The sequence below is a fragment of the Streptomyces sp. NPDC059247 genome (genome assembly GCF_042754005.1).
Taxonomy (GTDB): Bacteria; Actinomycetota; Actinomycetes; order Streptomycetales; family Streptomycetaceae; genus Streptomyces.
Genome location: NZ_JBHYZW010000008.1, coordinates 90,161 through 111,190, shown reverse-complemented (window position 1 = coordinate 111,190; position 21,030 = coordinate 90,161). Strand labels below are relative to the sequence as shown.

19 protein-coding genes are annotated in these 21,030 nt (G+C 74.6%); 8 read left to right on the top strand and 11 right to left on the bottom strand.

The features are described from left to right. The first annotated feature begins 64 nt into the window (after positions 1-64). On the top strand, positions 65-1,525 hold the full coding sequence (locus ACFXGN_RS17180) for a ricin-type beta-trefoil lectin domain protein (protein WP_384859413.1): 1,461 nt from the start codon (positions 65-67) through the stop codon (positions 1,523-1,525). A gap of 57 nt (positions 1,526-1,582) precedes the next feature. Here the strand turns inward: ACFXGN_RS17180 and ACFXGN_RS17175 are convergent, their stop codons facing one another. The 3 genes from ACFXGN_RS17175 to ACFXGN_RS17165 all read right to left on the bottom strand — a co-directional run bounded on the left by ACFXGN_RS17175 (position 1,583) and on the right by ACFXGN_RS17165 (position 3,455). After that, positions 1,583-2,200, bottom strand: coding sequence for a DinB family protein (locus ACFXGN_RS17175; RefSeq protein WP_384859410.1), 618 nt, complete (start codon positions 2,198-2,200; stop codon positions 1,583-1,585). Between the two features lie 141 nt (positions 2,201-2,341). Next, positions 2,342-2,737: a molybdopterin-binding protein gene (locus ACFXGN_RS17170; protein ID WP_384859408.1), complete on the bottom strand. Its 396-nt coding sequence runs from the start codon at positions 2,735-2,737 to the stop codon at positions 2,342-2,344. A gap of 220 nt (positions 2,738-2,957) precedes the next feature. Then, positions 2,958-3,455 (bottom strand): Lrp/AsnC family transcriptional regulator, encoded by a 498-nt coding sequence (locus ACFXGN_RS17165; RefSeq protein WP_384859405.1) that lies wholly within the window; start codon positions 3,453-3,455, stop codon positions 2,958-2,960. A gap of 618 nt (positions 3,456-4,073) precedes the next feature. Between ACFXGN_RS17165 and ACFXGN_RS17160 the strand changes: the two genes are divergently transcribed. Both ACFXGN_RS17160 and ACFXGN_RS17155 read left to right on the top strand, forming a co-directional pair. Next, on the top strand, positions 4,074-5,576 hold the full coding sequence (locus ACFXGN_RS17160) for an FUSC family protein (protein WP_384859802.1): 1,503 nt from the start codon (positions 4,074-4,076) through the stop codon (positions 5,574-5,576). Between the two features lie 178 nt (positions 5,577-5,754). Beyond that, positions 5,755-6,810, top strand: coding sequence for a lactonase family protein (locus ACFXGN_RS17155; protein WP_384859402.1), 1,056 nt, complete (start codon positions 5,755-5,757; stop codon positions 6,808-6,810). Between the two features lie 127 nt (positions 6,811-6,937). Here ACFXGN_RS17155 and ACFXGN_RS17150 read toward each other — a convergent pair whose 3' ends face one another. Further along, entirely contained in the window at positions 6,938-7,861 is a 924-nt protein-coding gene (locus ACFXGN_RS17150; protein ID WP_384859401.1) for a sirohydrochlorin chelatase, read from the bottom strand. 184 nt (positions 7,862-8,045) lie between these two features. Continuing rightward, on the bottom strand, positions 8,046-9,014 hold the full coding sequence (locus ACFXGN_RS17145) for an N-acetylglucosamine kinase (protein ID WP_384859799.1): 969 nt from the start codon (positions 9,012-9,014) through the stop codon (positions 8,046-8,048). Positions 9,015-9,193: 179 nt separating this feature from the next. Between ACFXGN_RS17145 and ACFXGN_RS17140 the strand changes: the two genes are divergently transcribed. Then, complete coding sequence (locus ACFXGN_RS17140; protein ID WP_384859398.1) at positions 9,194-9,871, top strand: uracil-DNA glycosylase; 678 nt, start codon at positions 9,194-9,196, stop codon at positions 9,869-9,871. Between the two features lie 116 nt (positions 9,872-9,987). On the opposite strand, the gene ACFXGN_RS17135 is transcribed toward ACFXGN_RS17140, so the two are convergent. Further along, positions 9,988-11,127, bottom strand: coding sequence for a WD40/YVTN/BNR-like repeat-containing protein (locus tag ACFXGN_RS17135; RefSeq protein ID WP_384859395.1), 1,140 nt, complete (start codon positions 11,125-11,127; stop codon positions 9,988-9,990). 63 nt (positions 11,128-11,190) lie between these two features. Next, a complete protein-coding gene (locus tag ACFXGN_RS17130; protein WP_384859392.1) occupies positions 11,191-12,276 on the bottom strand; it encodes an NADH:flavin oxidoreductase/NADH oxidase in 1,086 nt (361 codons plus the stop codon). 124 nt (positions 12,277-12,400) lie between these two features. Here ACFXGN_RS17130 and ACFXGN_RS17125 point away from each other — a divergent pair, with 124 nt between their 5' ends. The 3 genes from ACFXGN_RS17125 (at position 12,401) to ACFXGN_RS17115 (ending at position 15,859) form a co-directional block, all read left to right on the top strand. Further along, positions 12,401-12,754: an ArsR/SmtB family transcription factor gene (locus tag ACFXGN_RS17125; protein WP_384859390.1), complete on the top strand. Its 354-nt coding sequence runs from the start codon at positions 12,401-12,403 to the stop codon at positions 12,752-12,754. A 193-nt stretch (positions 12,755-12,947) separates the two neighbouring features. Then, entirely contained in the window at positions 12,948-14,429 is a 1,482-nt protein-coding gene (locus ACFXGN_RS17120; protein ID WP_384859387.1) for a PE-PGRS family protein, read from the top strand. 119 nt (positions 14,430-14,548) lie between these two features. Continuing rightward, on the top strand, positions 14,549-15,859 hold the full coding sequence (locus ACFXGN_RS17115; protein ID WP_384859384.1) for an NAD(P)/FAD-dependent oxidoreductase: 1,311 nt from the start codon (positions 14,549-14,551) through the stop codon (positions 15,857-15,859). Positions 15,860-15,995: 136 nt separating this feature from the next. Here ACFXGN_RS17115 and ACFXGN_RS17110 read toward each other — a convergent pair whose 3' ends face one another. Further along, on the bottom strand, positions 15,996-16,646 hold the full coding sequence (locus ACFXGN_RS17110) for a DUF305 domain-containing protein (protein WP_384859797.1): 651 nt from the start codon (positions 16,644-16,646) through the stop codon (positions 15,996-15,998). Between the two features lie 173 nt (positions 16,647-16,819). On the opposite strand from ACFXGN_RS17110, the gene ACFXGN_RS17105 reads away from it, so the two are divergent. Then, the gene (locus ACFXGN_RS17105; protein WP_384859381.1) at positions 16,820-18,355 is read left to right on the top strand and encodes an LVIVD repeat-containing protein; all 1,536 of its coding nucleotides are present in this window, start codon (positions 16,820-16,822) and stop codon (positions 18,353-18,355) included. Here the strand turns inward: ACFXGN_RS17105 and ACFXGN_RS17100 are convergent. From ACFXGN_RS17100 to ACFXGN_RS17090, 3 genes are all read right to left on the bottom strand, one after another. Then, entirely contained in the window at positions 18,343-19,104 is a 762-nt protein-coding gene (locus ACFXGN_RS17100; RefSeq protein ID WP_384859379.1) for a TetR/AcrR family transcriptional regulator, read from the bottom strand. The genes ACFXGN_RS17105 and ACFXGN_RS17100 overlap by 13 nt on opposite strands. Before the next feature lie 129 nt (positions 19,105-19,233). After that, a complete protein-coding gene (locus tag ACFXGN_RS17095) occupies positions 19,234-19,908 on the bottom strand; it encodes a phosphatase PAP2 family protein (protein WP_384859377.1) in 675 nt (224 codons plus the stop codon). A gap of 109 nt (positions 19,909-20,017) precedes the next feature. Then, positions 20,018-20,953, bottom strand: a complete 936-nt coding sequence (locus ACFXGN_RS17090; protein ID WP_384859374.1) for a M56 family metallopeptidase — start codon at positions 20,951-20,953, stop codon at positions 20,018-20,020. Positions 20,954-21,030: the final 77 nt, after the last annotated feature.

The window sequence follows — 21,030 nt, the reverse complement described above, 5'->3', positions numbered from 1 at the left end:
GGCGTACGGCACACGGGCCGAGAAGACGGACGGCATGGGCGGAAGCGGACGGAAGAGGGCGTGGGTGCGCGGTCGAGGACGTCGTCGTACCGGCGGTTCGCCCCGCCCCCCTGCCGTGGTGGCGCTGCTGGGCCTGTGGGCCCTGCTCGCCTCCGCGTGCTCCGCCGTACCGGACGGTGCCGCCGACCAGGGCGCGGCGGCCTCGGCCCCGGCCTCCCGCCCGGCGGGCCAGCCGCAGTGCCGTCGCACGGTGGTCGGCGTGGCCCACCCCGACGACGACCTGTTCTTCTTCAACCCGGAGATCCTGCGCACCCTCCGCGCCGGGTGCGGGGTGGACACGGTCTATCTGACCGCGGGCGACGCGGGCGAGCGGAAACGCGTCGGGGCGATGGAGTACGTGGACCGCAGGGAGTACGGGGTACGGGCGGCCTACGCGGACATGGCGGGCGCGGCCGGTCACTGGGAGCGGGCGGACGTGGAAGCGGACGGGGCGCGCGTCCGGTCCTACCGGCTCGCGGACGACGCCAGGACCGCCGACGTACGGCTGACCTTCCTCGACCTGCACGACGGGCTCCCGTACGGCCAGGAGCCGGACAGCCTGCTCAACCTGTTCAGCGGACGGCGGCAGAGCATCGAGCCGTTCCAGGACACCGCGCGGTGGACGGAGGGGCATCTGCTCGCCGTGCTGTCGGCCCTGGTCCGGCTGAGCGGGGCGGAGCGGCTGCTCGTCATGGACCACGACAACGCGTCCTTCGCCTACGGGCTCGGCGGTCGCGTCGACCACGCCGACCACGGCATCGGGGCGAGGTACCTCCGCCGGGTGGGTTACGCGCTCGGGGTCCCCGTCACCGCCTACCTCGGCTACACGATGTCACCCCTCCCGCCGAACCTCACCGCCGCGGACGTCGCCGAGAAGGACGAGGTGGCGCGCTGGTACCTCGCCCACCGCAGATGCCGGGCCTCCGGCACCTGCGCGAACGTCTCGGCCTACCCGGGGCCGCTCCAGAAGGACTGGAGGCTGTGGATCCACCGCGAGTACCAGCGGATCCAGCGGGCGCCGCGCCCGGGTGAACTCCTCGGTGACATCGGCCGCACGACGTACTTCACCGGGCGGGACCCGTCCCGGTGCCTCCACGCGGACACCGGGCCGGGAGCCCCCGAACCGGTCGGCCTGCGCGCGTGCGACGGATCCGACGCGCAGCGATGGGACATGAGGAACGACGGCACGGTCCGCCCCCGGCTCGACTCCACCCTCTGCCTGACCGCGCGCGCTCCCGCCGTCGGCCTCGGACACTGCGAGGACGGCGCCGGCGGGCAGCGGTGGAAGCGCGAACCGTGGCAGAGCGACACCTGGAGGCGGGAGGCCTGGCGGATCGTCGGCGAGGCCGACCGCTGCCTGTTCCAGGACGACCACGAACTCCCTCCCGCCTGGGACTCTCCCGACCACCAGAACCCCCGCCCGACCCTCACCCCCTGCGGCCCGGAACGCCGCCCGGAGCTGTACTGGCGCTGGGGCGGCCCCTGAACGACACGGGGCCGCACCGGCATGGGGGGCTCCGGCGACGCGGGCGGGTGGAGTCGCTCAGCCCCGTGCTCGGTACAGGTCGCGCAGCAGGGCGATCTCCGCGCCGTGGTGGAGGAGTTCCTGGTTCACCCACCAGACGGTCGCCAGGAACGGGTCCTCCGGGTCGCTGCCGTACGGGTAGGTGCTGAAGCCGATCGTGTCGAGTGCCGTGTCGTCGGCGGACAGCAGTGCCGAACGCCATGCGTCCGCGGCCGTCTCGAAGGCGGTCACGCCGCTCGCCGCCGTCCCGCCGACCTCGTAGACCTCACGGGTCAGCGCATGGCTGCCGTTCGTGTGGTCGGCGCGCAGCGCGAGCATCTCGCCGAGGTGGCTCAGCCGCCAGGCGATCGTCGTGAACGGCGGCGGCACGGGATGCGGCGGGGGAGCGGTGTCCCGGCCCCAGTCGCCCGCGCCGACGAGCAGGGCGGCGCCCGGTCCGGGGCCGTCACCGTGCCGTCGTACGGACCAGCAGCCCGGCACCGGCTCCCACCGGTACTCCTCGTCGGTCATCGGCCCCACCACCACGTCCGTGCCGTTGCCGCTGTCCACCACCGGGCCCGCCATCCGGTCGACCAGCCGCTTCCGCGCGAAGTCGAACTGCTGGAGGAGGGGCAGGAGTCGGGCGGGTACCGCCATCGGACGCTCCGGATCGTACGGGGGACAGGGCCGTCGCACTCTGCCACGGGCCCCGCCGCCCCGCCCCCGAATTACGGACGGAGGACGCCCGTACGCCCTCGGCGGTCCCGCGAAACCGGTGCGGGGGGCGGGTCCGTCCCCTCACGTCCGGTCGATGTGCACGCTCGTCGACTTCACACGGGCGGTGGCCTGCATCCCGACCTCCAGGCCCAGTTCCTCGACCGCCTCGCGGGTGAGGAGCGACACCAGCCGGTGCGGCCCCGCCTGGATCTCGACCTGGGCCGCGATGTCGCCCAGCTTCACGGCGGTCACGATCCCGGGGAACGCGTTCCGCGCCGAGGTGTACGACACGTCCTCCTCGCCCTGGGCGCCCTGGCCGACCTCGATGGCGAAGGCCGCCAGATCACGGCCCTCGATGAGGCGCCGCCCGTTGTCGTCGCGCCGGGTGGGAACCCGCCCGGCGTCGGCCCAGCGGCGTACGGTGTCGGGGCTCACGCCCAGCAGACGCGACGCCTGCCCGATGGTGTAGGACTGCATGGCGCCAGCCTAGGGGGTGGCCGGAAACCCCCGGCCACCCCGCGCGTTCCCCCGGGCCTCCGCGCGCCCCCGGACTCCGTGGCCCCCGGCCCTCGCCCCGCGTGCTCCCGGCCGGTCGCGTGCCCCCGTCTGCCCGTCTGCCCGTCTGCCCGTCTGCCCCTGCCCGTCTGTTCGCCGACCGCCGACCGCCTGTCGCCCGGCCCCAGGTCCCACGCCCCGCTCACCCGCCGCTGCCTCCGGCCTCGGTCCCGCGTCCCCGTCCCACCGCCTCCACCAGCGGCAGCAGCCGGTGGGCCACTCGTTCGCGCAGGGCGATCTCCGTGCGGGTGCGGACCACGCCCGGCAGTTGGATGAGCCGCTGGATGACATCCTCCAGATGGCCCGCGTCCCGGGCCACCACCCGGGTCAGCAGGTCGCCGCCGCCGGTGATGGAGAAGGCCTCGACGATCTCCGGCACGCCCGCGAGCGCGTCACCGACCTCGTCCAGGTGCCCCTGGGTCACCTCGACGTGCACGAAGGCGAGGACCGGATGGCCCAGGGCGGCGGGGGAGAGCACCGGGCCGGTCGCGGTGATCACCCCGTCCCGTTCCAGCCGGTCGATCCTGGCCTGCACGGTGCCCCGCGCCACGCCCAGGATCCGCGCGTACTCGCGCACGCTGGTCCTGGGCCGCTCGATCAGCAGCCGCAGGATGCGGGTGTCGAGTGCGTCCACCGTCATGTCGTGTCGTCCTCCCTCACGTTCCGGACGGGCTCCATTCTGGTACGGATCGGGAGCGGAAGGATCTTTCCCGGCGAAAGTCGAGAACCCGCTCCCGCTCCGGCCCCGGAGCGGGTGGGCGCCCCCTCCACGAATGGCTCGAACCGCGCCCCTTCCTCACCGAGCCGCCCACCGTCACCGAGTGACCGAGTGACCGGACGATCGGGTTGCCGGGTGATCGGGCGGCCGGGTGGCCGAGCGCGTCCGCCCGTATCTCGAACTACTGCCCGAACCCCGGGAGCGGAGCCCGTACGGCCCCGCCCGGCACGTACCCGCCCGAGGGAACCCGGGGGAAGGGGACCACCACCGGTCGGCCGAGTGGTCCGTTGGCCTCACCTGGACCAGTCGCAGACGTATCTACCGGGCCAATGGCCCAGTGAACCGGCGTCGAGTTGAGCCAACCGCCACCTGGATGTTCTCCTTGGCGCATCCAGGTACTTTCGGCGCCGCGCAGCGCCGGTCCGGCGACGAGGCCGGTCCGGACCGCGGCGCCTTCGTCGTGTCCGCGAGCGCCCACCACCCCGGGACGCCAGGACGGGCGAGTGCGAGACAAGGGGGCGGCGGACCGCCGTGAGGAAGATTTTCGTGGCGCCCGATCCCGGGCTCGTCAGATTCAGGACCGCGCTGCGGGCCGTCGCGGGCATCGCGCTCGCCGTCGCCCTGGCGGAACTCGCCGGACTCTCGCTCACCGCCTCGATCACCGGCGGTCTGGCCGCGCTGCTCGCGCTGTTCACCGTCATGGACTCCACCGTCCCCGCGCAGCGCCTCACGACCCTGCTCCTCCCGGTCGCGGGCTTCCCCGTGCTCGCCCTCGCCACCCTGCTGCACGACCTCACACCGCTGCGGGACGCCGTCTTCCTCGCGGTGGTCCTCTGCGGGGTCTACGCCCGGCGCTGGGGCCCCCGGGGGCACGCGCTCGGCATCTTCGCCTTCATGAACTTCTTCGCCACCCAGTTCCTGCACGCCGTCCCCTCGCAGCTCCCCGAGCTGTACGCCGCCGTGGGCATCGCGCTGGCCGCCGCGGGCACGGTCCGCTTCGTCCTCTGGCCGCTGGAGCGCCGCATCCCGCCCGCCGCCGCGCCCGCCCCGCTGCCCGGCACCGGTCTCGCCCGGGTGACCACCCGGCAGGCGATCCAGGCGACGGCCGCGTGCGCGGTGGCCCTGGGCATCGGCCAGGTGCTGTCCGAGGACCGCTGGTACTGGGCCGTCGGCACCACCTGGTGGATCTTCGTGAACACCGTGTCGCGGGGCGAGACGCTGGTACGCGGCTTCCGCCGGGTCCTCGGCACGGTCATCGGCGTCGCCGTCGGCATGGTCGTCGCCATCCCGCTCCACGGGGCACCGGCGCCGACGGCCGTCCTGGTCGCGCTCTGCGTCTTCGGGATCTTCTACACGGCCGCCGTGTCGTACAGCTGGATGATGCTGGCCGTGACCGTGATGGCGGGCCTGCTCTACGGGCTCCTCGGCGTCCTCGACCCGGCCCTCCTGGTGCTGCGCGTCGAGGAGACCGCCGTCGGCGCGGTGGCCGCCGCGCTCGCCGTGGTGCTGATCCTCCCCGTCACCACCCACGCGGTCAACGACGCGTGGATCCAGCGCGCCCTCAACGGCGTCCGCGCCGCCACCTCCGCCTCCCTGCGCCGCCTCTCCGGCGACCCGGACGCCGACCCGGCGCCGCACGCCGCCGAGCTGGAACTGCTCCTCGGACGGGTGCGGCTCTCGCTGGCGCCGCTGGTGCACCCGCTGAGCCCGTTCCCCGGCCGGAAGGCCCGCGCCCGGCGGGTCCTCGCCCTCCTCGACGAATGCGCGGACGAGGTGCGCGGCCTCACGGCGGTCGCGGCCGACCCCGCCGCGAGCCACGACGCCCGGCTCGCGGCGGCCTGCTGGCGCGTCGAGGCCGCCGTCGAGCGGCTCACCACCCCGGGCGAAGGCCCCGGGACCGGGTGGACGGCCCCCACGTCCCACGGGGCCACCGCCGCCCACGGGCAGGCCGCGCTCGGGCACGTCAGCGGCCTGGAGAAGCTCCTCGCCGCCCTCGACGAGCCGCTGCGGACCCCGCCGGGCTCACTGCTCGTACGCTCCTGACCGACGGGTGCCGGGCCCGCGCACCCCACCTCCCCGAGCTGGTCTAGACCGCCTGCTACCGTCTGCCGCACGAAGGCCGATCGCGGCCCCGCCGCCCCGGCCCGACGGCCGCGGGCCCGGGCCGCAGGCCGTGGCAGGCCGGCCGACCACGACCGGCCCCGGGGACAGGGGACACGTCATGAGCGGCACAGGGACGGATCGCGACCGGAACGCCGTCCGGGCGTACATCGGCTCCTTCACCTCGGCGGGCGGTCTCGGCGTCCTCGCCGCCGACGTCGACGAGGCGACCGGCGCCCTGACCGTCACCGGCGGCAGCGACGCCGTCGCCGACCCCTCGTTCCTCGCCCTCGCGGGCCCCGTGCTGTACGCCGTGTCCGAGACCGGCGAAGGGGCCGTGGCCGCGTTCGACGTCACCGGCCCCGCCCCCCGCCCGCTCGGCGGCCCCGTCCCCGTCGACGGCGCCGCCCCCACCCACCTCGCGCTCGCCGCAGGACACCTCGTCACCGCCAACTACACCTCCGGCAGCGTCACCGTGCTGCCCCTGGCCGAGGACGGCACCGCCCGCCCCGCCACCGCGGTCCTCCGGCACGAGGGCAGCGGCCCCGTCGCCGCCCGCCAGGCCGCCCCGCACGCCCACCAGGTGCTCCCCGACCCCAGCGGCCGGTGGATCGTCAGCGTGGACCTCGGCACCGACTCGGTACGGGTCTGCGCCCTCGACGCCACGACCGGGGCGCTCACCCCGCACGGCGAGACCGCCCTGCGCCCCGGCACCGGACCGCGCCATCTGGTCTTCCATCCGGACGGCGGGTACGCGTACGTCCTGAACGAGCTGGAGCCCACCCTCACCGTCTGCCGCTGGGACGCCCCGGCGGGCCTCCTCGAACCGCTCGCGGAGATCCCGGTCGTGCCCGAGGGCGCCACCGGGCCCAGCTACCCGTCCGAGGTCGTCGCCGACCCCGGCGGGCGCTTCCTCTGGGCGGCCGTGCGCGGCGACGACACCCTCGCCGTGCTCGCCCTCGACGAGGACGGCGCCCGTGCCCGGCTGGTCGCCTCCGTGCCCTGCGGCGGCACCTGGCCCCGCGACCTGACGCTCGACCCGGCCGGACGGCGCCTGTACGCGGCGAACGAGCGCTCCGGCGACGTCACCTGGTTCACCCTCGACCCCGAGACGGGCGTCCCCGCGCGGGCGGGCTCGGTCGAGGCCCCGGCGGCCTCCTGCGTCGTCCTCGGCTGACGGCGTACGCGAAGGAGCCCGGGAGCCCCCTCGGCGCACGCGGAGGAGGCCCGGCCCCGGCGGGCGCGGTAAGCGAAGGGGCCCGCACCGGACGTCATCCGGTGCGGGCCCCTTCGCGTACCGCGCCTCAGTGGGCGGCGGCCCCCTGCGGCTGCTGCGGCGGGATGCCCACCGTGGCCGAGTACTGCGAGAGCACCAGCTTGCCGATCGCCGGGTAGGCGCCCAGCGCCTCGGCGGAGGCGCAACCGGCCTCCTTCGAGGCCTCGTCCAGCAGACCGTCGGCCAGCTCCGGGCCGATCAGGTACGGGGCCAGCGCCAGCTGCCCCGAACCGGAGGCCCGCAGCTGGTCGGCGACCGAGGCGATCGAACCCTCCTGGTCGAGCGCGGCGGCCATCACCGGGACGGCGAGCCGCGCGGCGAGCAGCATCCCGGTGATCCCGGCGGCCTGCACGGCCTCCTCGCCGCCCACGGTGGCGAGGATGATGCCGTCGGCGGCCGTGGCGACCGTGAAGAGCCGGGCACGGTCGGCGCGGGCGAGCCCCGCCTCGGAGAGACGCACGTGCAGCGCCTCGGCGAGCAGCGGGTGCGGGCCGAGGACGTCGGTCAGCTCGGCGGTGTTGCCCGCGTCCATGACGGCCTGGCGCACCAGCCGCGTCTGCGCGCTGTCCGGACCCGCGAGCAGCGGGACGACCACGGCGGCCGGACCCGTCGGGGCGGTGACCTCACGGCCCGCGGCCACGGCCAGCTCGTACCGCTGGACGCGCAGCGACTCGGCCGCCGCGAGGGCGCCCTGGAGCGAGGCGTACTCCGTGTCGTCGCCCTCCAGGAAGCCGATCAGGGCCTCCAGACCGGGCAGCTCGGAACGGGCGATGCTCACGACCTCCTCGGCCAGTGAGCGTATGGCGGCGGACGGAGCGCCGGGTACGGCGAGAACCAGTGCGGGAGCGCCCTCGGGCGCCGCCGCGGGTTCGGGGCGACGGTGCCGCCCGGACTGACGGGGTCGAGGCATTCGTACAGGCAGGCCCGAAGCAGGCCCATTGGGGGAGCTCATGGCGCCGCATGTTACTGGTTTCGCCCGGTGCGCCGTCGGCTGAGGTACGGTCCCGCGCCTTCTGTCCCCCTATGTCCCCGCCTGTCCTTGACGTGAGTTCGCTGCACCACCTCCGACCTGGGAAAATGCCCCGCGCCCTGGCCGGACCGGCATCGCCGGGACGGCGCGTCCGGCGGCGCCCCGGTCAGTCCGTGCCGTCGCCGGAGAGGCGCAGCAGCGTCCCGTCCTCCGGCAGCCGCAGCGTCCCTCCGGCGAGCGCGGAGGCGAGCGTCACCGCCCCGGCGAGCGGGTCACCGGCCGGGTCCGTCGTCCGGGCGTGCGGCAGGCGCTCCCGCAGAGCCGTTCGCAGGGGTACGAGCAGCGGGTCGCCCATGTGGAACAGTCCGCCCGTCAGGGCGACCAGGGCCCCGGGTCCGGCGGGGCAGACGGCCTCCGCCGCCTCGGCGATGTGCCCGGCGGCCCGCGCCAGGACGTCCGCCGCCACCGGGTCGCCGTCGGCGGCGCACCGGCCCACCTCGGGGGCGAAGGAGGCGAGCACGGCGGGCCGGTCAGGCCGGGGGTAGAGCGCGCCCGGCAGCCCCGCGACCGGACCGAACGACCGCTCGGCGCGGGCCAGGAGCGCGGCCGAGCCACCCCGCCGCCCGTCGTACGCGCGCATCGCCGCGTCGAGACCCGCCCGGCCGATCCACGCGCCGCTGCCGCAGTCGCCGAGCAGGTGTCCCCAGCCGTCCGCCCGCCGCCAGGCGGCCAGGTCCGTACCGAGGGCGATCATGCCGGTGCCGCCCGCGACGACCGCGCCCGGCCGCTGGCCGAGCGCCCCGGCGTACGCGGTGACCGCGTCGGCCGCGAGCGCGAGCCGCCGGACGCCCCAGGCGTCCGCGAGCGCGCCGGGCAGCGCGGCCCGCAGCTCGTCGCCGAGGGTGGCCATTCCGGCGGCGCCGACGGCCACCGCGACGAGCGGGCGGGAGCCGTGCGCTCCGGTGAGGGCGGCGACGGCGGGCAGGACCTGCTCCAGGAAGTGCCGGGCGGAGATCCCGCCGGGGCCGGTCCGCACCGGTTCCCGGGTGGCGCGGGTGCCGAGGACGGTGCCGCTCGCCGCCTCGGCCAGCGCGACGCGGAGTCCGGAGCCGCCGGAGTCGATCCCGACGACCAGACCGCCGGGCCGCGCGGGGGCTCCGGCGGGCCCGGGACGCGCGCCCGGCGCGGCGGGAACGGTGGGGGCGGCGGGAGCGGAGGGCGGGAACGGCGTGCTGGTCCCGGGGGCTTCGGCGGGCCGCGGCGGGGCGGCGGGCTCGTTCACGGTGTCACTGTAGGCCGGTAGAGTGACGGACCGTGGCAGCGCGACCCTTGAACGAACTGGTGGAGCCCGGCTGGGCGGAGGCCTTGAGCCCCGTCGCGGGGCGAGTGGCGGAGATGGGCGATTTCCTCAGGGGGGAGATCGCGGCGGGCCGGACGTACCTGCCGTCGGGGCAGAACGTGCTCCGGGCCTTCCAGCAGCCCTTCGACGACGTCCGGGTCCTGATCGTGGGTCAGGACCCCTATCCGACACCGGGCATGGCCATCGGGCTGAGCTTCGCGGTCGCCCCCGAGGTCCGCTCCCTGCCGGGCAGCCTGGAGAACATCTTCCGGGAGCTGCACACGGATCTGGGACTGCCCCGGCCGTCCAACGGCGATCTGACCCCGTGGACCCGGCAGGGCGTCCTGCTGCTCAACAGGGCACTGACGACGGCCCCGCGCAAGCCCGCCGCCCACCGGGGCAAGGGCTGGGAAGAGGTGACCGAGCAGGCGATCCGCGCGCTCGCGGCCCGGGGCAAGCCGATGGTGTCGATCCTGTGGGGCCGGGACGCGCGGAACGCCCGCCCGCTCCTCGGGGACCTGCCCGCGGTCGAGTCGGCGCACCCCTCGCCGATGTCCGCGGACCGGGGCTTCTTCGGCTCCCGCCCGTTCAGCCGCGCCAACGAGCTGCTGCTGGGGCTGGGCGCGCAGCCGGTGGACTGGCGCCTGCCCTGAGGCCCCGCCCGTCCTGAGGCCCCGCCCGTCCGGGGCGCGCCCGCCCCGGAGTTCCCCGGGCCCGCGCTCGGAGGGGTCCCGGGCTCGGAGGTCCCGTGCCCGGACGTGCTCTGTGCTCAGACGACCGCCGCCCGGACGCAGAGGACGTCCGGCAGGTGTTCGGCGAGGAGCCGCCAGGTGTCGCCGTCGTCGGCGCTGGCGTACACCTCGCCGTTGCGGTTGCCGAAGTACACGCCCGCCGGGTCCGCGTCGTCCGTGCACAGCGCGTCCCGCAGCACCGTGCCGTAGTGGTGGCCCTCCGGCAGCCCCTCGGTGAGCGGCTGCCAGCTCGCCCCGGCGTCGGTGGTCCGGTAGACCCGGCACCGGCGGCCGGCCGGGACCCGGTCGGAGTCGGCGGTGAGGGGGAAGACGTACGCGGTGTCCCGGCGGTGCGGGTGGGCGGCGACCGCGAAGCCGAAGTCGGAGGGGAGCCCGGAGCCGATGTCGGACCAGTGGGCGCCGCCGTCGTCGCTGCGGAAGACGCCCCAGTGGTTCTGCAGGTAGAGCCGGTCCGGGTCTGCCGCGTCCTGGGCGATCTTGTGGACGCACTGGCCGAACTCGGGGTGCGGGTCCGGCAGGAACACGGCGGACACCCCCTCGTTCGAGGGGTCCCAGTCGGCCCCGCCGTCCCGTGAGCGGAACACTCCGGCGGTGGACACGGCGACCGTCAGCGCCGCCGGGTCGCGGGGGTCGGTGACCACGGTGTGCACGGCCTCGCCGCCACCGCCGGGCACCCAGCGGGATCTGGTCGGGTGCTCCCAGAGGGGGCGGACCAGGTCGAAGGACTCGCCGCCGTCCGCCGACCGGAAGAGGGCGGCCGGTTCCGTCCCGGCGTACACCACGCGGGGGGAGTGCGCGGGTGCCGGGTGGAGCTGCCAGACCCGCTCCAGGGAGGCGCCGGTGTCCTCGGGGAACCTGACGGCGGGCCGGGCCGGTTCGGTCCACGTCCGGCCGAGGTCGTCGGAGTGGAAGACGGACGGGCCCCAGTGGGCGCTGTCCCCGCCGACGAGGAGGCGCGGGACGCGGCCCCGGGTGTCGACGGCGACGGAGTACACGGCCTGCGCGGGGAAGGCCGGATCGTCGAACTCCCAGCGGCCGTCGTGTCTGCGGCCGATGAAGAGACCCTTGCGGGTGCCCACGGTGAGGAGTACGTCGGGCAAGGCTGCCACCTCCAGGACGCCGTTGTCGCGGATACCGGCCAGTCTGCACCCGGCCACCGACAACGGCCCCCGGACACCCCGGAGCACCCCTCCCCGCAGCGCCGAAGAGCCTCTCCCCGCTCAGATCGCCCAGGCGTACGACGGCGGGGCGGCGGGGGCCTGCGCGCCGAGTTCGCGGGCGGCGCGGCGGGCCCAGGAGGCGTCGCGGAGCAGCTCGCGGCCGAGGAGGATCACGTCGGCCTCGCCGTTCGCGAGGATCTTCTCGGCCTGCCCGCTCTCGGTGATGAGGCCGACGGCGGCCACCGGCAGCCCGGTCTCCGCCTTGACGCGGGCGGCGAAGGGCACCTGGTAGCCGGGGCCGGTGGGGATGCGGGCGGGTCCGCCGTTGCCGCCGCTGGAGACGTCCAGGAGGTCCACGCCGTGGGCGCGCAGCAGCGCGGCGAACCGTACGGTGTCGTCGGCCGTCCAGCCGTGCTCGTCCAGCCAGTCGGTGGCGGAGATCCGGAAGAACAGCGGGAGTTCCTCGGGCCAGACCGCCCGGACGGCGTCGACGACCTCCAGGGCGAACCGGGTCCGGTTCTCGAAGGAGCCGCCGTACTCGTCGGTGCGGTGGTTGCTGTGCGGGGAGAGGAACTCGCCGATGAGGTAGCCGTGGGCGCCGTGCACCTCGACGACCTGGAAACCCGCGTCGAGGGCGCGGCGGGCCGCGTCCGCGAACTGTCCGGTGATCTCCCGGACGCGCGCGGTGGTCAGTTCGGTCGGTACGGGGTGGGTCTCGGCGTACGGGACGGGGCTGGGGGCGACGGGCCGCCAGCCGTCGCCGCCCTCGGGGACCGGTCCGCGGCCCTCCCAGGGGCGTTCCGTGGACGCCTTGCGGCCCGCGTGTCCGATCTGGATCCCGGCGACCGTGCCCTGGTCCTTGAGGAAGGAGGCGATCCGGCGCAGGCCTTCGGTCTGGGCGTCGTTCCACAGACCGAGGTCCGCCGGGGTGATCCGGCCCTCGGGGGAGACGGCGGTCGCCTCGACGAGGACGAGCCCGGTGCCACCGGTGGCGCGGGCGGCGTAATGGGCGAAGTGCCAGTCCGTGGCGACCCCCGTGCCGGGTCCGGTCGTCGCGGCGAGGTACTGGCACATGGGCGCCATCCAGACCCGGTTGGGCACGGTGAGGGAGCGCAGGGTGTAGGGCTCGAACAGGGCGACGCTCATGACGGACTCCGTTTCGGGATGCCTTGCGAGGACGTTAGTACGGTACTCATCGTAGTACGGGATCTGTCAAACTACGAGAGTTCTCGTACCATGGAGGTACCCCGGATGAAGTGGAGCCGCCGCCATGACGACCGCCGCCAGCGCCCGCGCCCTCGACCACCCCGCGCGTGACGAGATCCGCCTGGAAGCCGTGCTGCACGCCCTCTCGGACCCGGTGCGGCTGCGGATCGTGCGCGAGATGGCCCGCGAGGACGCCGAACTGAGCTGCTCGTACTTCGACCTCCCGGTGACCAAGTCCACGACCACGCACCACTTCCGGGTGCTGCGCGAGGGCGGGGTCATCCGGCAGACGTACCGGGGCACCGCCAAGCTCAACGCCCTGCGCGGGGAAGACCTCGACGCCCTGTTCCCCGGCCTCCTCGACGCCGTACTGACAGCGGCCGAGGCCCAGGCCACCCGCGAGAACGACCCGGCCTGACGACAGAGGGCCCCGCCCCTCCCGTGCCCGACGGCCGGAGGAGCCCGGCCCGTTCGTACCTGACGGCCGGGCTCCCCGGCCGTCCACGCGCGACGGCCGGGGAGCCCGTACCCGACGCGAGCGGCCCGCCCCCGCGCGAGCGGCACGATCACGTACGGGGGCGTACGCCGGTACGCAGGAAGGGCGGGGGCTCATGGAACAGGACGCGTACGAGGAGTTCGGGACGTCCGTGCCCGGCTGGGAGTGGCTCGGCCTCAACCGGGCCGCCCCGGACGACCTGTTGATCCGCCTGCTCCCCCTCAACGCGAGCTTCCTCCTGCGCGCCGACCTGCCCCCGGCCGTCGTCGACGCCGCCGCGGGCCACCCCGACCGGCGCGTGCGCGGCGCCCTCTCCGACGCCCGGCACCCCCTCACCCCCGCCCAGTGGGACCGCCACCTGCGCGCCGAACCCTCCGCCGCCGTACGGTCGTTCTTCGTCGAGGACGCCGTCCGCTCCCGGGCGGCGCTCGCCCCGGAGACCCTGGCCCGGCTCGCCGCCGACCCCTCGGCGCTCGTCCGCGCCGGGACCGCCCCGCTGCCCGGACTCGGCGCCGGGCTCCTGCGCGCCCTCGCCGCCGACCCGGACCCCGCCGTACGGGCCGCCGCCTGCGCCCCCGCCTGGGACCACCTCGGCCCCGCCGCCCGCGAGACCCTGCTCACCGACCCCGCGGGGAAGGTCCGCACCGCCGCGCTGGTCCGCCGCCACCGCGACGAACCCCTCGACGAGCACACCCTCGGACTCCTCGGCGGACCCGCCTTCCCCGACCTCGACCGCTGCCGACTCCACCCCTCGCTCGCGCTGCGGCTCGCCGCCCACGAGGACCCGGAGGTACGCGGCCGGATCGCCGACCACCCCGATCTGCCCCCGGCCGGGACCGCCCTGCTCGCCGAGGACCCCGACCCGTACGTCCGGCACCGGACCGCCCTGCGCCCCGACCTCACCGAGGAGCGGCGCGCGGCCGTCCGCGTCGACCTCGACACCACGGGCCTCTGGCCCCCCGCCCTGCCCTGGGTGGCCGCCCTGCACGACGACCCCGGGGCCATGCGCCGCCTCGCCGCCTCCTCCCACCCGTACATACGCGGCAGCGTCGCCCGGGCCCGGCGTCTTCCCCCGGAGGCCGTCGCCCGGCTCGCCCGCGACGAGCACCGGGCCGTACGGCTGTTCCTCGCCGAGTCCTGCGAGGACGCGCCCGCCGAGATGCTCCTGGAGGTCTGGCACTGGTGGACCGGCAGCCTCTCCCACCCCGACCGGCCCCGCAGCCACCCCCGCTTCCCCCGCGCCGGACTGCTCCGCTTCGCCACCGACCCGGACCCCCGGCTGCGACGGCTCGCCCTCAGCGACCCCCGGGCCACCGGGGCGCTCGTCGAGGAGTTCGGCCACGACCCGTCCGAGGAGGTCCGGCAGGACGCGGTCAGGGACCCGAGACTCCCCCCGGCGTCCGCCGCCCGGCTCGTCGGGGACCCCGACTCCACCGTCCGCGCCCTGGCGGCCCAGCACCCCGCCCTCCCGGCGGACGTCCTCCTCCGGCTGCTGCTCGACCCGGAGACCGCCGGGCACGCGATCCGCAACCCCTCGCTCCCGCTCCCGGCGATGCGGCGGATCACCGACGTCCTCACCACCGCGGTCCGCGGATGAATCCCCACCGATCCACGGTCCCGGGCCGCCCGCGCGCGGTACCGTCCTGAGGCGCGGACCGACGCGAGGCGCGGTCCGGTCGAACGGGGCCGCGCGACCGGCCCGGACGGGGGAGCGACGTGCGACGTGCCGTGGTGCTGGGCGGAAGCTTCGCGGGACTGCTCGCCGCCCGGGTCCTGAGCGAGTACGCGGACGAGGTCGTCCTCGTCGAACCCGATCCGCTCGACGAGGACGGCACGGGCCCCGGCGCGCCGCACCGGGGCCAGCTGCACGCCTTCCTCGGCATGGGACACGCCCAGTTGGAGAAGCTGTTCCCCGGCATCACCCGGGATCTGACCGACGGCGGGGCGCACCTCGGACAGGGCGACGCGCTCCGGTTCTACGTGGACGGCCGGCTCAAGGTGCCCGTCCCCGGCATCCAAATGCTCGGCGCGACCCGCCCGTTCATCGAGCGGCACGTCCGGCGCCGGGTCGCCGCCCTGGGGAACGTCAGGGGGGAACGCGCCACGGCCCGGGGACTCCTCTTCGGCCCCCGCCGTGTCCTCGGCGCGCGGATCGCGGCGCACGGCGAGCCGGAGACGGAGCTGACGGCCGACCTCGTCGTCGACGCCATGGGGCGCTCCAGCCGCCTCGGGGCATGGCTGACCGGCGCGGGCTGGCGGGCCGCCCCGGTGGACCGGATGCGGGTGGACCTCGGCTACGCCACCGCCCGGTTCGCCCGTGGCGGGGAACTTCCCGGCACGGTGATCGCCCACTCCATGCCGGGCCCGAGGAGCGGATACCTGCCCACCGCGATCGAGCCCGGCGCGCTGGCCGCGGTCGAGGGGGACACCTGGTCCGTCCTGCTCGCCGGGTACGCCGACCACAAGCCCGGCAAGGACCCGGCGGAGTTCCTGGCCCGGCTGAAGCGGTGCGTCGCCCCGCTCCGCGAGGTCGCCGAGGTGTGCGAACCGCTCGGTGACGTGGAACCGTTCACCTTCGCGGAGAGCAGGCGCCGACGGTACGGCGACCTGACCCGCTTCCCGGCCGGTCTGGTCGTCGTCGGCGACGCGCTGGCGACCGTGAACCCCGTCTACGGGCAGGGGCTCACCCTGGCCGCGCTCCAGGCCGCCTCGCTCCACGCGTACCTGCGGTCGGGCGCGCGCGGCGGCGAGCCCGCCCTGCGCTACTTCCGCACGGCCGGAGTGTTCGTCGACGCGGCCTGGGAACTGTCCACGACCGCCGACCTCGCCCAGCCGCACGTCACGGGGCCCTACCCGCGCGGCTACACGGTCCTCAAGCGGGTCGCGGACGGGATCACCGAGGCGTCCGTGACGGACCCCGAGGTCAACGAGACCTATATGAGGGTGCTCCACATGATGGAACGGCCCAGGGCGCTCACCGGCCCCCGGGTGCTCTACCGCACCGCCAGGACCCTGCTCGGCGGCTGACGGGCGGCCCCGCTCGCCGTACGCGCGGCGGCGTCGACGGCGTGACGGCACGACCGGCATGACGAACGACCGGCGTGACGGCACGACCGCGTGACGACACGGCGGCACGACCGCGACGGCGACGCGACCACATCGACTACATCGACCGCATCCGGTTGATCTCCGAACTCTGCTGGGCGATCACGTCGTTGGCCATCTCCTCGACGAGGACGTTGTTGCCCTGGCCCAGCACCTCGGCCGCCATCGTCACCGCCCCCTCGTGGTGGGTGATCATCAGCTTCAGGAACAGCTCGTCGAAGGCCTTGCCCCGGGCGTCCTCCAGCTCCTTCAGCTGGGCCTCGGTCGCCATCCCCGGCATCGAGCCGTGGTCGTGACCCGTCTGTTCACGCGGGCCGCCGTTGTTCTTCAGCCAGGCTTCCATCGCGCCGATCTCCGGCTTCTGCGCCGCCCCGATCCGCTCGGCCACCTTCTTGACCTTGACCGAAGCCGCCCGTTCCGGGGCCAGCGCCGTCATGGTCACGGCCTGCCGGTGGTGCACGATCATCATCTGGATGTAGCGGAAGTCGGCGCTGTTGGGGCTCTCGTCCGGGAGCAGGCTCGCCGCCTCCTCCGGGGATATCCGCCGGGCCGGTTCACCGGGCTTCCCCGGCGCCACCACCGTGTTCCCGTCCGACGAAGCCGCCTGCGGCGCCCCCTTCCCGGGGTCCGACTCGCAGGCGGTCAGGGCGAGTACGGCGACGACGGACAGGGCCACGGCGACGACGGCACGCTGACGGCGGATCAACAACACGACCTCCAGGTCTGCTTACGGGACAGTGCCGTTCCTAGCACTTTCTCAGGAGTACCGATCAAAAACCTTCATTACGTCTGTGTTGCCATCTGTTGAGATGTGCATGGTAGGGAAGATACTTCCGGGGTCAAACACCCGTTCAACAGTGAACGGACATCAGGGAGGACGGAGTGACTTCGTTGCGAACCCCGCGCACCCCATCCATCACGCGTGACCCGCGTGCACGGATCAGACGACTGGGCGTGGCATCCGCCGCGGTCGGACTGCTGGCCACACTGCTCACGGCCGGGCCCGCGGTCGCCATCCCGGACCCCGGAGACGCCCTCGTCGAGGGCAAGGTCTCCTCGCAGCAGAGGGCCGAGGCCCGCGCCGCCATCCAGAGCGGTGAGATACCCGGCGTGGACGAGATAGTCCACAGCTCCAACATCGAGCACCTCGCGAACGTCCCCAAGGACGCGCTGCAGAGCCTCAACACGGACCTCGCGTTCCAGGGCAAGTACGCCTTCGCGGGCAACTACGACGGCTTCCGGATCTTCGACATCAGCAACCCGAAGGCCCCGAAGACCGTCGCCCAGGTCCTGTGCCCCGGCTCCCAGAACGACATCTCCGTCTCGGGGAACCTGCTGTTCCTCTCGACGGACTCCTCCCGGAGCGACAACTCCTGCTCCAGCACCTCGCAGCCCGCGTCGGTGAAGGAGTCCTGGGAGGGCATGAAGATCTTCGACATCAGCGACGTCCGCAACCCGAAGTACGTCTCCGCCGTCGAGACGGCGTGCGGTTCGCACACCCACACGCTGGTGCCGAAGAAGAAGGACGTCTACGTCTACGTCTCCTCCTACTCGCCCAACGCCGCCTTCCCGGACTGCCAGCCCCCGCACGACGGCATCTCCGTGATCAAGGTGCCCCGCAAGGCCCCCCAGAAGGCCGCGGTCGTCAGCTTCCCCGTCCTCTTCCCGGGCACGGGCCCGGACGGCGGCGGCAACCCGGGCGGGCCGACCAACCCGGGCGTCTCCAAGACCACCGGCTGCCACGACATCACCGTGCTGCCGGAGGAGGACCTCGCCGCCGGTGCCTGCATGGGTGACGGCATCCTCTTCGACATCAAGGACCCCGAGCGTCCGAAGGTCATCGACCAGGTCCAGGACAACGTCAACTTCGCGTTCTGGCACTCCGCGACCTTCAACCTGAAGGCGAACAAGGTCGTCTTCACCGACGAGCTGGGCGGCGGCGGCGCGGCCACCTGCAACGCCCAGGTCGGCCCGAACCGGGGCGCCAACGGCATCTACGACATCGTCGGCAAGGGCAAGAAGAGCAAGCTCGTCTTCCGCAGCTACTTCAAGATCCCGCGCCACCAGGCCGACACCGAGAACTGCGTCGCCCACAACGGCTCCCTGATCCCGGTCAAGGGCAAGGACCTCATGGTCCAGTCCTGGTACCAGGGCGGCGTCTCCGTCTGGGACTTCACCGACTCGTCCCGGCCGAAGGAGATCGGCTACTTCGAGCGCGGCCCCGTCTCCGCCACCACCATGGCGACGGGCGGCTCGTGGTCCGCGTACTACTACAACGGCTACATCTACTCCAACGACATCGCCAAGGGCTTCGACGTGCTGAAGCTCTCCGACCGTCGTACCGACCCCGCGAAGCGCATCCGGATGGACGAGCTCAACGTCCAGACGCAGCCGGACTACTTCGACTACGACGACTGAGCCGACCCCGGCTCCCCGGTCGGCCCCGCCGACCCCGCTGTCCCCGCTGTCCCCGCTGTCCCCGCCGTCCCCGCCGGACCCGTCGGCGGGGACGGCCGCTCCGGCCCGTGAGGGCCGGCTGACGGACCGAACGGCGGTGTGCCGCCGGGCGGAACCCCGCCCGGCGGCACACCCGTCTCCCAGTCGAGCCCGTAGCGGTGGAACAGCTCCGACCGCAGCCGCGCGAGGGGCATCCCCGCGCCCGGGAGCAGCACCGCCACCACCGCGCCCATCAGCAGGGCGCGCAGCATCGGATAGTCCGTCTCCACGTCCCGCGAGCCGTACCGCGTCACGGTGTCCCGCAGCAGGAACGCCAGCCGCTGCTGCTCCTCGCACCGCACGAACCCCTCGGCCTGCAGGATGCCCGCCATATGGGTCCGCATCAGGGTCGGGCGCTCCGCCGCGAGGCCCAGGACCGCGTCGATCGCGCGGGCCATCCGCTCCTCGCCGTCCTCCGTGCGCGGTTCGCGTTCCAGCGCCGCCTCCAGCGTGAGGTGCATCAGCCGGTGCACGGCCGCCTGGAGCAACTGGCGTTTGCCGGGGAAGTAGTACGAGATCAGCCCCCGCGCGATACCGGCCCGCTCCGCGATGTCGCCGAGCGTCGTGGACTCGTAACCACGGCTGTCCACCAGCTCCACCGTGGCCTGGAGAATCCGCTCCCGCGACCTGCGGCGCAGCTCTTCATTGACCGATGGGCTACGCGGGGACATGCTGGACTCCTGCGTTGACTGGCTGTCGGCCAATATACTCGGCGCATTCCGTCGGCATGTCCCTGTGGCAGGCCGCCGGAGCCGCCGTCTGTTCTGGGCGACACGGGGGATCGTCCAGAACAGGCGGCTTCACTTCTCCCCTTCCACGACGCTCCTCCCGCCCCCGGCGCCCGGCTGCCCCCCGCGCCGCTCGACCCGGCGGTACGCCAGGATCGCCAGGGAGACGCAGCACCAGCCGAACAGCCAGCCGCCCAGCACGTCCGTCGGCCAGTGGACGCCCAGATAGACCCGGGTCCACCCCACCCCGAGGACCGAGACCACGGCGACGCCCGCGGCGGTGCCCCAGCCGCGCCATCCGTCCCGCCAGTACAGCGCGAGCACCCAGAGCAGCAGCCCGCAGGTCACCGTCGCCGTCATGACGTGCCCGGACGGGAAGGCGGCGAAGTGCGCCGAGTCCACCGGATCGACCCACTGTGGCCGCTCCCGCCCCACCAGCGCCTTCAGCCCCTGCTGGAGCCCCATGGCCAGCAGGCTGGTGCCCACCACCCACAGGGCCGTGCGCCGCTCCCGCCGCCACCAGAGGAACAGGGCGGTCGCGGCGGCCAGGGCGCGCATGGTCCAGGTGTCCCACACCCAGTCGCTGAGGATCCGGTTGAGATGGGTGAACCCCGGGTGGGTGACGGCGTGCTGGTGGAGGGTGTCGGCGACCGAGCGGTCGAAGGAGAGCAGCGGGGCCCAGCCCACGGCGACGAGTACGAGCAGCAGGACGGCCAGGACTCCGGAGACCACGGCGGAGGTACGCATGGGCCGATCCTGCCCGACGATCCGTTCCGGGTGATCGTCCGGGGTCCCCGCGCGCCGCCGAGCGGTCCGTGGAGGGGGTCCCGGCGCGGCCGGGCGCCGTCATCGGCCGCTACCCCAGGGTGCGGAGAGCCGGGACGAAGGCCACGAGCACCGGGACCACCGGCACCAGGGCGGCGGTGGCCGTCAGCCGCAGGCGGTGGCCGGCGGTGAGCCGGGGCGCGGCCGTGAGCAGTCGGTCCACCCGCCGGGGCAGGCTCGCGTCGGAGGTCGGCACGGGCCCGAACACCCCCCGGTCCTCGTTGAGTCCGACCAGGGCGAGGGCGATCGTGAGGCGCCCGAAGCGGCGCGAGGCCACGTCGTCGGCGGCGAGTTCCACCAGCCGGTGCATCTCCTCGCGGAAGGCGGCGAAGACGGGGACGCCGGGGAATCCGGCGGCCAGCGCCCCCGAGCAGTGCAGCAGCCAGTCGTGCCGGGCCCGCGCGTGCCCCTGCTCGTGCGCCAGGAGGGCGTCGAGCTGACGGCCCTTGAGCCGTCGCAGGGCCGCCGTGGTGACGACGAGCCGGGGCGTCGTCCCCGGCAGCCACCAGGCGTCGGCCCGCTCGCCCTCCAGGACGACGAGCCGCTCGGTCCCGGGCCGTTCGCCCGGGAGCAGGGGCGCCCGGACCAGCAGCTCGCAGCGGCGTCGGCGCCGCCGGGCGCGGGCGTGGCCGATCTCCCGGCCGAGCATCGCCCCGGACCAGAGCCCGCCCGCCGCCAGGGCCACCGTGAGGACGGCTGACCAGGGGCCGGTCGTGCCGAGTTCGTAGGCGTCGACCACCGCGCGCGGGGCGGGTGCGAAGACCTGGCCCCGGACGGCCTGCCAGGTGGCCGAGGCGCTGAACGTCATGGAGAGCGCGAAGCTCAGCAGCACGGCGGCGACCACGCACTGCCAGACCCAGAGGGCCACCACGGGTTCTCGCTCGGCCCAGTGGGCCCGCGCGAGGAGCCGGGGGGCGGTGAGCGCGGTGAGGAGGCCGAGCAGGAACAGCACGAGGGAGACCCACATGGGCGTCACCCTATGAGCGGGATACGGGTCGGGGGTACGGCCTCGGGCGTCAAGTGACGTACGCCACGGTTTCGTTG

Bases quoted from the DNA above. Each gene is read 5' to 3' on its own strand.
- ACFXGN_RS17090 (WP_384859374.1), bottom strand. From the start codon at position 20,953: ATGTGGGTCTCCCTCGTGCTGTTCCTGCTCGGCCTCCTCACCGCGCTC.
- ACFXGN_RS17150 (WP_384859401.1), bottom strand. From the start codon at position 7,861: ATGAGCTCCCCCAATGGGCCTGCTTCGGGCCTGCCTGTACGAATGCCT.
- ACFXGN_RS17155 (WP_384859402.1), top strand. From the start codon at position 5,755: ATGAGCGGCACAGGGACGGATCGCGACCGGAACGCCGTCCGGGCGTAC.
- ACFXGN_RS17095 (WP_384859377.1), bottom strand. From the start codon at position 19,908: ATGCGTACCTCCGCCGTGGTCTCCGGAGTCCTGGCCGTCCTGCTGCTC.
- ACFXGN_RS17100 (WP_384859379.1), bottom strand. From the start codon at position 19,104: ATGTCCCCGCGTAGCCCATCGGTCAATGAAGAGCTGCGCCGCAGGTCG.
- ACFXGN_RS17165 (WP_384859405.1), bottom strand. From the start codon at position 3,455: ATGACGGTGGACGCACTCGACACCCGCATCCTGCGGCTGCTGATCGAG.
- ACFXGN_RS17120 (WP_384859387.1), top strand. From the start codon at position 12,948: ATGGAACAGGACGCGTACGAGGAGTTCGGGACGTCCGTGCCCGGCTGG.
- ACFXGN_RS17130 (WP_384859392.1), bottom strand. From the start codon at position 12,276: ATGAGCGTCGCCCTGTTCGAGCCCTACACCCTGCGCTCCCTCACCGTG.
- ACFXGN_RS17170 (WP_384859408.1), bottom strand. From the start codon at position 2,737: ATGCAGTCCTACACCATCGGGCAGGCGTCGCGTCTGCTGGGCGTGAGC.
- ACFXGN_RS17125 (WP_384859390.1), top strand. From the start codon at position 12,401: ATGACGACCGCCGCCAGCGCCCGCGCCCTCGACCACCCCGCGCGTGAC.
- ACFXGN_RS17175 (WP_384859410.1), bottom strand. From the start codon at position 2,200: ATGGCGGTACCCGCCCGACTCCTGCCCCTCCTCCAGCAGTTCGACTTC.